At 67.8% G+C, this 12,010-nt stretch carries 14 protein-coding genes; 7 read left to right on the forward strand and 7 right to left on the reverse strand.

Translation table 11 applies throughout. The features are described 5' to 3' along the window. The first annotated feature begins 6 nt into the window (after positions 1-6). Positions 7-1,047: an NADP-dependent oxidoreductase gene (locus PMI15_RS00450; protein WP_007862469.1), complete on the forward strand. Its 1,041-nt coding sequence runs from the start codon at positions 7-9 to the stop codon at positions 1,045-1,047. Between the two features lie 57 nt (positions 1,048-1,104). Here the strand turns inward: PMI15_RS00450 and PMI15_RS00455 are convergent, their stop codons facing one another. From PMI15_RS00455 to PMI15_RS00480, 6 genes are all read right to left on the reverse strand, one after another. Then, positions 1,105-2,271 (reverse strand): M20 aminoacylase family protein, encoded by a 1,167-nt coding sequence (locus tag PMI15_RS00455; protein WP_007862470.1) that lies wholly within the window; start codon positions 2,269-2,271, stop codon positions 1,105-1,107. Next, on the reverse strand, positions 2,268-2,648 hold the full coding sequence (locus tag PMI15_RS00460) for a helix-turn-helix domain-containing protein (protein ID WP_007862471.1): 381 nt from the start codon (positions 2,646-2,648) through the stop codon (positions 2,268-2,270). Before PMI15_RS00460 ends, PMI15_RS00455 begins: the two co-directional genes overlap by 4 nt. A 122-nt stretch (positions 2,649-2,770) precedes the next feature. After that, entirely contained in the window at positions 2,771-3,274 is a 504-nt protein-coding gene (locus PMI15_RS00465; RefSeq protein WP_007862472.1) for an Lrp/AsnC family transcriptional regulator, read from the reverse strand. Between the two features lie 43 nt (positions 3,275-3,317). Continuing rightward, entirely contained in the window at positions 3,318-4,718 is a 1,401-nt protein-coding gene (locus PMI15_RS00470) for an aspartate aminotransferase family protein (RefSeq protein ID WP_007862473.1), read from the reverse strand. A 125-nt stretch (positions 4,719-4,843) separates the two neighbouring features. Continuing rightward, complete coding sequence (locus tag PMI15_RS00475; RefSeq protein ID WP_007862479.1) at positions 4,844-5,770, reverse strand: glyoxylate/hydroxypyruvate reductase A; 927 nt, start codon at positions 5,768-5,770, stop codon at positions 4,844-4,846. A gap of 154 nt (positions 5,771-5,924) precedes the next feature. Continuing rightward, positions 5,925-6,824 carry a GNAT family N-acetyltransferase gene (locus PMI15_RS00480; protein WP_007862480.1) on the reverse strand — a complete coding sequence of 300 codons (900 nt, stop codon included), beginning with the start codon at positions 6,822-6,824 and terminating at the stop codon, positions 5,925-5,927. A gap of 384 nt (positions 6,825-7,208) precedes the next feature. On the opposite strand from PMI15_RS00480, the gene PMI15_RS00485 reads away from it, so the two are divergent. The 6 genes from PMI15_RS00485 (at position 7,209) to PMI15_RS00510 (ending at position 11,107) form a co-directional block, all read left to right on the forward strand. Next, complete coding sequence (locus PMI15_RS00485; RefSeq protein WP_007862482.1) at positions 7,209-7,877, forward strand: haloacid dehalogenase type II; 669 nt, start codon at positions 7,209-7,211, stop codon at positions 7,875-7,877. Positions 7,878-7,897: 20 nt separating this feature from the next. Continuing rightward, positions 7,898-8,257: a cupin domain-containing protein gene (locus PMI15_RS00490; RefSeq protein WP_007862483.1), complete on the forward strand. Its 360-nt coding sequence runs from the start codon at positions 7,898-7,900 to the stop codon at positions 8,255-8,257. A gap of 14 nt (positions 8,258-8,271) precedes the next feature. After that, the gene (locus PMI15_RS00495; RefSeq protein ID WP_238541054.1) at positions 8,272-8,646 is read left to right on the forward strand and encodes a cupin domain-containing protein; all 375 of its coding nucleotides are present in this window, start codon (positions 8,272-8,274) and stop codon (positions 8,644-8,646) included. Positions 8,647-8,690: 44 nt separating this feature from the next. Next, entirely contained in the window at positions 8,691-9,566 is an 876-nt protein-coding gene (locus PMI15_RS00500) for a GNAT family N-acetyltransferase (protein WP_007862485.1), read from the forward strand. 18 nt (positions 9,567-9,584) lie between these two features. Beyond that, positions 9,585-10,862, forward strand: coding sequence for an FAD-binding oxidoreductase (locus PMI15_RS00505; protein ID WP_007862486.1), 1,278 nt, complete (start codon positions 9,585-9,587; stop codon positions 10,860-10,862). An 83-nt stretch (positions 10,863-10,945) separates the two neighbouring features. Next, complete coding sequence (locus PMI15_RS00510) at positions 10,946-11,107, forward strand: hypothetical protein (RefSeq protein ID WP_157214478.1); 162 nt, start codon at positions 10,946-10,948, stop codon at positions 11,105-11,107. A 77-nt stretch (positions 11,108-11,184) separates the two neighbouring features. Here the strand turns inward: PMI15_RS00510 and PMI15_RS00515 are convergent. Beyond that, on the reverse strand, positions 11,185-12,010 hold an 826-nt coding region (locus tag PMI15_RS00515), incomplete at its 5' end, for an FAD-binding oxidoreductase (protein WP_036836923.1).

Raw genomic sequence — 12,010 nt, forward strand, 5'->3', positions numbered from 1 at the left:
GCCATCATGACAAGTCGCGAGCCACAGCCCTCCACCAACCGGCGCATCGCCCTGGCGGCGCACCCGCGTGGCCTGCCTGTGGCGTCCGACTTCCATCTCGTCACCGGGCCCGTGCCGCGACCGGGCGAAGGCCAGGTGCTGTTGCGAACGCAGTTCCTGTCGCTGGACCCGTATATGCGCAACCTGATGGACGAAGTGGGGCCCGGCTACGCGCCACCCGTTGCGCTGGGCGGCACCCTGCCGGGCGGCACCGTCAGCCGCGTCATGGAGTCCAGGCACACCGCCTATCGCGCCGGTGATCTGGTGCTCGCCAACAGCGGCTGGCAGGATTACGCCGTGAGCGACGGGAGCGAGCTGCAGGCCCTCGGCGACATGGCCAGACCCTCCCTGGCGCTAGGCGCGCTCGGCATGCCGGGCTTCACGGCGCACGTCGGCCTGCTGGATATCGGCCGGCCCAAGGCCGGTGAAACCGTGGTGGTCGCCGCGGCGACCGGCGCGGTGGGCGCCATGGTCGGCCAGATCGCCAGACTCAAGGGCGCCCGCGTCGTGGGCATTGCCGGCGGTACTGACAAGTGCCGACAGGCCGTCGACGAGCTGGGCTTTGATGCCTGCGTCGACAGACATGGGCCCTTGTTTGCGGCGCAGTTGGCCGCCGCGTGCCCGGCGGGCATAGACGTCTATTTTGAGAACGTCGGCGGCGAGGTGCTGTCGGCCGTCCTTCCGCTGCTCAATATCGGCGCCCGCATGCCTGTCTGCGGTTTTGTCGCGCATTACAACGACACAGCAGGCTCATCCGGCGCCAACCCACTGCCGCAGTTTCTGGCCGCCATCCTGCAAAAGCGCGTGCACGTTCAGGGTTTCATCATTCTTGACCACTATGGCCCGCGCTTTGACGCGTTCCGCCGTGACATGGAGCAATGGATCGACAACGGGCAGATCCAGGCGCGGGAGAGCGTTGTGGACGGCCTTGAGCACGCGCCCGCGGCGTTGTCAGACCTGCTGCAGGGCCGGCACTCCGGCAAAGTGGTCGTGCGCCTCGAGGGGTAGCAGCAGGGCGGCAGGTTCGCGCTGCCCTGCGTGGCGCGGTCCTGCCGATGTGTCCGGTCAGCCTGCCAGCGCGAGGCTCGCCACCTGGACAAACCAGCTGATGCCCAGCGGCAGAACCTCGTCATTGAAGTCGTAGCTCGGATGGTGCAGGGCCGGCGTGCTGTCTTCGCGCCGCGAGCCCGCGCCCTGGCCCAGCCAGAGATAGGCGCCGGGCCTGGCCTTGAGCATGAAGGCGAAATCCTCGGAGGTGAACGCCGCCGAGGGCGCCATCGCAGCCTTCAGCCCCGCGGCTTCGGCGGCGCGCAAGGCCAGCGCCGCTTCCTGCGGCGTGTTCACGGTGGCGGGGTAGTAGCGCACATACTCCACCTCGATCGCGGTGCCGGTGGCCTGGGCCACGCCTTGCGCGATCTGCCGTATGGCCGCTTCTATGGTGTCCTGCACGTCCGCATCAAAACTGCGCACCGTGCCCGTGAGTTCGACGGCCGAGGGCAGCACGTTGTGCGACTGGCCGCCGCTGATGCGCGTGACCGAGAGCACGGCGTTTTCGGTAGGGGGAATGCGGCGCGAAGTGATGGTGTGCAGCTGCGAGACCAGCTCGCTCGCGGCGAGTACCGCGTCGGGCGTGCGGTGCGGCTGGGCCGCGTGGCCGCCGCGGCCGCGGACCACGATGTCGAAGCGGTCCGCCGCCGCCATGATGGCGCCCGGCCGCGTCTGGGCCGTGCCGGCGGGCAGCTCCGGCCAGTTGTGCAGGGCGTAGACCGTATCACAGGGGAAGCGCTGGAAGAGCCCTTCCTGGACCATCACGCGTGCGCCGCCCCGGCCTTCCTCGGCGGGCTGGAAGATGAAGTTGACGGTCCCGTTGAAGCGGCGCGTGCGCGCCAGCTGGCGTGCCGCGCCCAGCAGCATGGCGGTGTGCCCGTCATGCCCGCAGCCGTGGTGGACGCCGGGGAAGCGGCTGACATAAGGCCTCTCGCCTTGCTCAAGAATGGGCAGCGCGTCCATGTCGGCGCGCAAGCCCACGCTGCGCCCCGCGGTGCCGGCGCGCAGCACGCCGACAACACCCGTGCCGCCTATGCCTTCATGCACCTCCAGCCCGAGGTCGCGCAGGGCCGAGGCGACGATGCCGGCTGTCCGGTGTTCCTTGAATGCGAGCTCCGGATGCGCGTGCAGGTCGCGCCGCAGCGCGACCAGATCGGGCACCAGGTCGGCGATCTCCCCGGTCATTGGAAGGCCTGGCGTGCCCGCGGCTGGCTGGCGGCCGTGAGGTACTGCCCGGGCGTCATGCCGAACTCGGTCTTGAAATGCCGCGAGAGATGGCTTTGGTCGTAAAAGCCCGCCTCGCTGGCCGCGCTGGCGACCGGCATCCCCTGCCGCATCAGGGCTTGCGCGCGCGCCAGGCGGAGCCGGCAGATGTAGCGGTGCGGGGACACACCCACCTGCTGGCGGAACACGGTGGCGAAGCGCCATATGCTGAGCCCGGCGAGACCGGCCAGCTCCGACAGCGCCAGCGCCTGGTTGAGGTTCTCGTGGATGTGCCGCAGCACACGCTGGATCGCTGCGGCCGAGCGGGCGGGTGCCGGAGTGCGGGAAGGAGGGTTCATGCTTGTCAAGCGTAGGCCAGCCCCGCCGGAGATGGCACCGGAAACAGGCGCCGGCGCAGCAGCAAATGTCGAATCAGGTCGGGCTGCAGCAAAAGCTGCGGCCCGCGGCCGGCTCCGCGCGCTCAGGCGTGCGGCTGCATCAGCTGTTCGATGGGGTAGTAGTTCTTGACGAAGGGCGTCTTGATCACGATGTAGCTGAAGTATTTTTCGATGCCGATGTTGGCTTCCAGCAAGCCCTCGATGATTTCCTGGTAGTGGTTCACGCCGCGCGTGACGAACTTCAGCAGGTAGTCGTAGCCGCCGCTGACCAGGTGGCACTCCACGATTTCGTCGATCGGGCGTATGCTCATCTCGAACTTGACGAAGTCCTCGCGCTTGTGGTCCTGCAGCGTAACCTCGGTGAACACCAGCAGCGTGTCGCCCAGTTTCTCGAGCCGGATCTGCGCGCCGTAGCCGGCGATGTAGCCGGCCTGCTCCAGCCGCTTGACGCGGACCAGGCAGGGGCTGGGAGACAGGCCGACGGCGTCGGCGATCTCAACGTTCGAGGCGCGCCCGTTTTTTTGCAGGTGGCACAGGATGCGCAGGTCGAGGCGGTCGAGCTTGGGGTTGCCGGTGGAGGTGTTCATCGTTAACCCCTTTTAAGCAAGTTCCACGCCCAAGTCAATCAGGTCAAGCCAGTGCGCGCCGCACCTCGGGCTGCTCGAGCACGGTGTCCAGCGTGCGGTTCAGCCGCTCGAACATCTGCTCGAATTCCGAGGGCGTGAAGCACAAGGCCGGCGCAAAACCGAGGATGCTGTCGCCGAAAGCGCGGAAGATGAGGCCGTTCTCGTAAGCCGCCTTGGCGATGCGGTCAGGCAGCTGCAGCGCGGGGTCGAAGCTGGCCTTGGTGTATTTGTCGCTCACCAGTTCGAGTGCGCCCAGCAGCCCGCGCGAGCGCGCGTCGCCCACCAGCGGATGGCGCAGCATGGACCGCAAGCCGGCCTCGAAGTGGGGCGCGACGCGCTGGCCGTTGGCGAGGATGCCGCCCTCTTCATAAAGCCGTATGACTTCCAATGCCACCGCGGCGCTCACCGGGTGCGCGGAATAGGTGGCGCCATGGCCCACCAGGGCGCCGGCCGGCGTGCCGTCGGCAATGCCCGCGTACACGCGCCCGGACATGAGCAGCGCGCCCATGGGCGCATAGCCGGAGGTCAGTCCCTTGGCGACCGTCATCAGGTCCGGCGACACGCCCTCGGCTTCGCAGGCGAACATCGGGCCGGTGCGGCCGAAGCCGGTGATCACCTCGTCGGCCACGAACAGGATGTCCAGTTCGCGGCAGGCCTGGTGCATGGCCTTGAGCCAGCCCTCGGGCGGCACGATCACGCCGCCCGAGCCCTGGATGGGTTCACAGAAGAAGGCCGCGACGTTTTCCGCGCCCAGCGCGTTCACCTTCTCGCGCAGCGCGGCCACCGAAGCCGCGATCAGCGCCTGTGGGTCTGCGCCCACCGGGCTGCGATAGGGGTAAGGCGAGGGGATGTAGTGTTGCTCGGGGCGCGGCAGGTCGAACCCGCGGTGGAAGGCGGGCAATGCCGTCAGGCCCGCGCCGGTGGAGGAGGAGCCATGGTAGCCGCGTTCCAGCGCGATGAAGTGTTTCTTGCGCGGCCGGCCGGTGGCGTTGTAGTACTGCACGATGAGGCGCACCGCCGCATCAATGGCCTCGGAGCCGCCCAGCGTGAGGTACACATGCTCCAGTCCGGGCGGTGCGATCTCCACCAGCTTGGCGGCCAGGCGTATGGCCGGCTCGCTCGCGTAGCCGAAATAAGCCGTCGCGTAGGGCAGCTCGCGCATCTGGCGCGCGGCGGCTTCCACGACGCTTTCGTGGCCGTAGCCGATATTGACGCACCACAGGCCCGCGAAGGCATCGAGCAGTTCGCGGCCGTCGGCGTCGCGCAGCCAGGCGCCCTTGCCGGAGCGCAGCACCGTGGCGCCGCGTTGCTCGTGGCCGCGCCAGTTGGCCACGGGGTGGATCAGGTGCGCCCGGTCGAGCGCCACCAGCGAAGAATCGAGGGAAAGGGTTTTGGTGGACATCATGGGGACAAGCTTAGGCGCGAGTGCGCAGCGGGTGCTGCGGCTTGTCCCCTTGCGCGCGCACGACCATGCTGTTGTTGGCAGGCCTACGGTAGAAGATTCTGCGGGCCCGGACCCGTGAACGGGCCCTAGTACCCGCGCAAACGGTCCACCACGCCTTCAAGCGGCAGGCCGAACGCGTATCGCCGCAGGTTGTCCAGCAAGGCTTCGCCCGCGGTTTCCGCCTGGGTCGCGCTGGCGATGTGGGGCGTGAGCCAGATGCGCGGATGCGTCCAGAACGGGTGGTCCTGCGCCGGGGGCTCCGGCTCGCAGACATCCAGGACCGCGGCCGAAAGCCGCCCGTTTTCCAGCGCGGCCAGCAGGTCCGCTTCCACCAGGTGGCCGCCGCGCGAGGCATTGACCAGGCAAGCGCCTTGCGGCAGCGCGTCGAACACGCGCCGGCCCAGGATGCCGCGTGTTTCGGGTGTGAGCGGCAGCAGGCACACCAGGATGTCGGTGCGGGCCAGGAACTCGTCCAGTTCCGCCTCGCCGCTGTAGCAGCGCACGCCCGGCTCATTGCGGCGCGAGCGGTTCCAGCCCGCGCAGTCAAAGCCGAGCAGCCGCAACTGCGCCAGGGCCGCGCGCCCCAGCATGCCCATGCCCATCACGCCCACGCGCCGCGTGGAGGCCGGCCGCACGGGCTGCTCCTTCCATTGGCCGCTGCGTTGCTGCCGCAGGTACAGCGGCATCTCCCGGTGCAGCGACAGCACCGCCCAGCTGATGTACTCGCACATGCAGGCCGTCAGGCCCGGCTCCACCATACGCACGACGGTCAACCCGGGCGGCAAGGCCGAGAAATCGAACTGGTCCACGCCGGCCCCGACCGAGAACAGGATCTCCAGTTTGGGAAGGGTTTCGGCGATGCGCGGCGGAGGCTCCCAGGCCGCGAGAAAGCGCACCTGCGCCGGATCCCCGATTTCGGGCCAGGTCAAAAACGGCAGCTGCGGCATCCTGCGCGCGAACTGTTCGGCCCACACGGCTCCGCGCTGCGCGGGCCCTTTGTAAAGGAAAGTCATCTCTTCTCCAGGAAGCCGCAACGGCTCGCGATACGTTATAGCCAGTGTTTAATACAAGTGCACGCGCGGAACCGGCTTTGCCGGGCCGCAGAGTGCGCCCCCTTGAGGGGGGAGCAGGCTACACGAAGTGAGCCTGAACGGGGGGAGCCATCCACTACCCCATCGCCTGGTTGACCAGCGCCCAGCCGCCAACGGCCGGCCCCCGCTCCAGCGGCCCGCCGCGCACCATGGTCGTGACCGAGCTCACGCGGGGCAGGCCCTGCGCTTCCAGCCATTCAGGCAAGCCGCTGGCGGCGTCGACGTCGATGCGCAGGAATTTGCCGGCGTAGCGGCTGCACCAGTGGCCTATCAATGCCTGTGCGCTTGCGAAGTCGGGTGCCACAACGGGACCGATGGCGTGGCCGCGGCCGAAGCGCCGCACAATGGAAAACCCCAGGGCCTCTCCGCCGCGCGCCAGCACCACCGTCTCGCCTTCGGCCAGCAGCTGGCGCAGCATCGCGTCGCGCGGCATGCCGGCGGCCCGCGCATCGAGCGCGACCAGTGCTTTCGCGTCATTGCGCCCCAGCGGGCGCAGCCTGTCGCCCTGCGGCAGCGCCACCAACTGGGCCGGGGCCGCCAGGTTCTGGTGTTGCCGGACCTCGCCCGTGATGGCAAAGCCCATGCGCTCGTACAAGCCGCGGCCTTCAGGCGTGGCGTGCAGCAGCACGGTGCGCTCCTCCATCCCCGCCATCACCGCATGCATGAGATGCTGGCCCACGCGCTGCCCCTGCATGCGGGGGGTCACCAGCACCAGGCCCAGCGTTGCGCATTGCTTGCCCCACGGCCAGCACAAGGCCGTGCCGACCAGTTCGCCGTCGCGCAGCGCGGCCACACCCTGGCCGTGCGCCAGGCCGAACTGCCAGTCTTCCACCCGGTGCGGCCACTGGAATTCGCGCGACAGCGCCTGCGCGGCCTCCAGGTCATCCGCCTTCAGGCGCCGCAGCGACACGCCGTCGGGCAGGGCGCGGCCCACGGCCGCGAGCGCGGCCTGTGGATCAAATACGTGGTCGGACATGGGGCTTTCCTTCAAAACATCCATTCGTCAATACATCGATACATCGATCACGGTTTGGGGGTGATGATGCTCGGCGGGATGCTTTGAGGCTTGTACGATCTTGGCGTCGGGCACGGACCCTCGAAGAACGGCACAAAGCGCCTGGAGTCCGCGGTACTCCGAAGGAATGCTGCGTTCGCGCCGCGCAGAACCGCAACAACTGCGGCGGATGCTGCCTAGGATTGCTCCTATTGAACCACCGTGTACAACAGAAAGCTTACCGATGTCCGCCGTCTACCGCCCACACGTCGTGCCTGCCGGCCGTTTTCCCTGCGCCACGGGCGTGCGCTGAGGGACTCCCGGTCGCCTGAACCCATTCTTCATCCACCATCAACGAGGCAAACCATGACCTTCCGACCCAAGTACATCGCTTTCGACTGCTACGGCACGTTGACCTACTTTCGCATGCACGAGGTGGCGTACGCCATTGTGGGAGACCAGCTGCCGCCCGAGCGCATGCAGCAGTTCATCAAGGACTTCAGCGCCTACCGGCTCGACGAGGTGATGGGCGACTGGAAGCCTTATGACCAGGTGCTGAAGTCCGCCTGGCAGCGCGTATGCAAGCGCCACGGCGTGCCCTACCGCGACGAGGACGGCCAGAAGTTCTACGACGCCGTGCCCACCTGGGGCCCGCACACCGACGTGCCTTTTTCGCTCACGCGCGTGGGCCAGAAGATCCCGCTGGTCATCCTGTCCAACGCCATGAACGAGCAGATCCATTCGAACGTTCGCAAGCTCGAGGCGCCCTTCCACAAGGTCTACACCGCCCAGGACGCCGGCGCCTACAAGCCGCGCCTGCAGGCCTTCGAGTACATGCTCGACCAGCTGGGCTGTTCGCCCGACGACATCCTGCATGTGTCCTCCAGCCCGCGCTACGACCTGATGTCGGCCCACGACATGGGCATCAGGAACAAGGTGTTCGTCAACCGCGGCCACGAGCCAAAACCCAACGAGTTTTACAGCCACGTGGAGATTCGCGACATCAACGGCCTGCCGGCGCTGGTCGGTCTGTGATGGCAAAAGGAACCGTATCCATGAGCAACCTGGCTTTCTTCAAACTCGACGACCTGGGTCCCGGCCGTGAGAGCGGCCCCTTGCCCGAGCGCCTGCTCGACGGCGATCCGCGCTTCACGAACTGGGACGTGGAACAGACGGCCGATGGCAAGCTGCGCACCGGCGTGTGGGAAATCACCCCCGGCACCATCCGATCGATCAAGGGCGGTGTCTGGGAGTACTGCCACATCCTCTCCGGCGTCTCGGAGTTGATTGAGGACGGCAAGGAGCCCATTCGCATCCAGGCCGGCGACAGCTTCGTCATGAAGCCGGACTACGTCGGCAAGTGGCGCTGCATAGAGACCACGCGCAAGATCTGGATCATCTACGGCAACGCATGAGCGCATTGACCACCATGACCCCCACGAACACCATGCCCAACAAGCTTCTCGTCACCTTCAAGCTCGACCAGCTCGGCGAGCCGCGTGAATACCGGCCGGCCCCCGATCGTGTCATCGAAGGCGACATCGTGTGCCGCAGCTGGGACGTGGACAGCGCCAAGGACGGCAAGGTCCGCGCCGGCGTGTTCGAGTCGACCCCGGGGGTCAACCGCTCCATCAAGGGCGGCACCTGGGAGTTCTGCCTGATCCTGTCCGGGGTGGCCGAGATCACCGAGGACGGCCAGCCCCCGGTGACTTACAGGGCGGGCGATTGCTTCATCATGAAGCCCGGCTACACCGGCACCTGGCGCACGCTTGAAACCGTGCGCAAGGTCTGGGTCACGGCCTGAGTGCCCAATTGCCCAATCGCTCGCACCATGGAACAGGACACCTCTTGAAAACCGCCGCGATCCAGCCCGGCCGCCAGGTGAACGATGAGGTGAGCCTCGTCCCCTTTGCCAAGGCTCACCTTGCAGGCGCCCTGAAGCTGTCGCAGGAGATGGGCTGGCCCTACCGCATCGAAGACTGGGATGTCGCGCTCCAGCTGGGCCAGGGCTTTGTGCTGCAAGACGGCGCCGGCGAGGTGATAGGCACCGCGGCCTGGTGGCCCTACGGCGAGACCCATGCCTCCGCCGGCATGATCATCGTCGCGAAGGCCGCACAAGGCCGCGGCCATGGCGCCCGGCTGATGGATGCCTTGCTGGCGGCGGCGTATCCGCGCACCGTGATCCTGAATTCGACGGTGGAAGGCCTGGCGCTTTATGAGCGTCGCGGGTTTGTGCCCATCGGTGTCATCCATCAGCACCAAGGCATTCCCGCTGAGCGCCATGAGGCGCCGCCGCCCGGCCTTGTCAGGGCGATGGAAGCATCGGATTTCGAGGCGGTTGCGCGGCTCGACCGGCAAGCGACGGGCTGGGCGAGGCCGGCGATGCTGCAGCGGCTTGCCGAGCTCGGCGACGGTGATGTGCTTTTGCGCGACGGCGTGCCCCGCGGCTACGCGATCTGCCGCCAGTTCGGCCGCGGCCATGTCATCGGCCCTGTGGTCGCCGAAAACGCGGCCGACGCGCGCGCCCTGATCGGGGCCGCGCTAGCGCGTCTGGGCACCGTGTTCGCGCGCATCGATACCCCCGCTTCCCCGCAGCTCGGCGAGTGGCTGGAGCGCATCGGTTTGCGGCGTGTCGATACCGCCACTACCATGGCCCTGGGGCCGCAGCGTCCATCCACCGGCCCGGCGCGCATGTTCGCGCTCGCCAGCCAGTCGTTCAACTAGACAAGCAACAAAGGCGATATGAAGCTCACATCCTATTGGCTGGACACATCGGAACCCTTCAAGAGCGCCGCCCCGGGGCCGGTGCAAGGCAGCTGCGACGTGGCGGTGATCGGCGGCGGCCTGACCGGTTCATCGGCGGCCCTGGCGCTTGCCAAAAAGGGCGCCCGCGTCGTGCTCCTGGAAGCGGACACGATAGGCAACGCCGCATCCGGCCGCAACGGCGGCATGTGCAACAACGGCTTCGCCCAGGACTACGGCATGATGTCGGCCAAACTCGGCACGGACGTCGCCAACCGCCTCTACCGGGCTTTCGACGCCGGGGTCGACCTGGTTGAGCGCCTGGTGGCCGAAGAGAACATCGACTGCAGCTTCGCGCGCGTCGGAAAGATCAAGCTGGCGGCCAAACCCGAGCACTACGACAAGCTGCTGCGCAGCCAGGAATTGCTGGCCGCCACGGTCGATCCCGATACGCACATGGTGAGCCGGGCCGACCTGGCCGGCGAGGTGGGGTCGGACCGCTACTACGGCGGGCTGGTCTACCGCAAGGGCGCCGGCATGCATGTGGGCCGCTTCGTGCGCGGCCTGGCGGAAGCGGCGGCGCGGCGCGGCGTTGAGTTTCACGAGCACACGCCGATGACGGGCCTCAAGCCCGCGCCCGGCGGCGGCCATATTGTCGAAACGCCCACGGGACGGCTTCATGCCAAACAGGTTTTCCTGGCGAGCGGAACCTCGCAGACCGGGCCGCTGGGCTGGATACGGCGCAGGATCGTGCCAGTAGGCGCATTTATCATCGTCACCGAGCCCCTGCCGGCCGCGACGCTCGACAAACTCCTGCCGCGACGCAGGATGTCGGTCGACACGAAAAACCTGGTCAACTACTTCCGCACCACGCCCGACAACCGGCTGCTCTTCGGCGGGCGCGCCCGCTTCGCTGTCTCCAATCCCGCTTCCGACGAAAAAAGCGGCGCCATCCTGCGCGCCGCGCTGCACGAGGTGTTTCCCGAACTCCGAAGCGCGCGCATCGACTATTGCTGGGGCGGCATGGTCGACATGACGCGCGACCGGCTGCCGCGCGCCGGCGAGCGCAAGGGCATTTATTACTCCATGGGCTACAGCGGCCACGGCACCCAGATGTCGACTTTGATGGGAAGCATCATGGCCGAGGTCATGGACGGCCGCACCGACCTCAATCCCTGGAAAGACTTCACCTGGCCGGCCATCCCGGGCCACTTCGGCCCTCCCTGGTTCCTGCCGCTGGTGGGGGCCTACTACCGGCTCAAGGACAAAGTGTCCTGAATCCTCTCCGGCCCCTCCTGCGCCACGGCTCGGGCGGCGAGCTGGCCCGGCTGGTGCTGGCCCAGCTGTTCCTCAATGCCTGCGTGACCGGTACGCGGATGGCCGCGCCGCTGCAGGCGCTGCGCCTGGGCCATGGCGAGACCGCGGTGGGATTGCTGATCGGCGCGGCGGGCGTCTTCTGGGCTGCGGGGTTGGTGGCGGCTGCGGGTGTGAGGCTGGCGGCCGGGCTCAGGCCGCCACGTTGATGACAGCAGCTTTCAAACCCGGTCCGGCTGCGCCGCGACGAGCATCAGCGGATACCTGCGCTGGTCGCTGGAATTGGCTAGAAATCCGCCACCTTGCCCCAAGCCGACGCGTTGAACCGCGCAGGGTCGAAAGGCTTGGGATCGAAGATCGGTTGGGCCCCCGACACGATGTCGGCGATCAGGTGGCCCGCGCCGGGGCCGATGCCGAAACCGTGGCCCGAGAAACCCGCGGCCAGGATGAGGCCGGGAACCTGCGGCAGTTCCCCGATACCGGGCACGCCGTCGGGCGTGCTGTCGATGTAGCCCGCCCAGGTATTCGCGATGCGGGCTTCGCGCAGCGCAGGCAGCAGGTCGAGGGCACGGCGATGGATTTCGCGCACGCCCGCGGGATCGGGCTTGGGGTCGAGGATGCGCGCACGCTCCATGGGGGTGGGCGCGTCCAGCTTCCATCGCGCGCGGGTTTCATGGCCCCAGCGTATGCCTTCCAGGCCGCCGGGAAACACGTTGCGCCAGCGCTTGGCGAACATGGGGATGAACTGCGGCGCAAAGCGCAGCAGCTGCGGCGTGGGGTCGGCGCGCCCCCGGCCGCTGATGGCCAGCACGTAGTGGCCGTCGGGGCGCCGGGTGATGGCGACGCGCGGGCTGATTAACGCCGCCGGCAGCTGCTGCGCCACCGGCGACAGGCGCACGATGGACTGGCGTATCGTGGCGAGCGGAAACTGCACGTCGAGCTGGTTGCAAAACGACGATGCCCACGCACCGCCCGCCATCACCGCGGTGCGGGTTTTGATGGTCCCGGCCTCGGTCACGACGCCGCTGAGCCGGCCGCCCTCCATCTCGATGCCGCGTGCGGCGCAGTTCTGGTGGACGGTGCCGCCGAGTTTCATGAGTGCGGCTGGCACC

The sequence above is a fragment of the Polaromonas sp. CF318 genome, assembly GCF_000282655.1.
Taxonomy (GTDB): Bacteria; Pseudomonadota; Gammaproteobacteria; order Burkholderiales; family Burkholderiaceae_C; genus Polaromonas.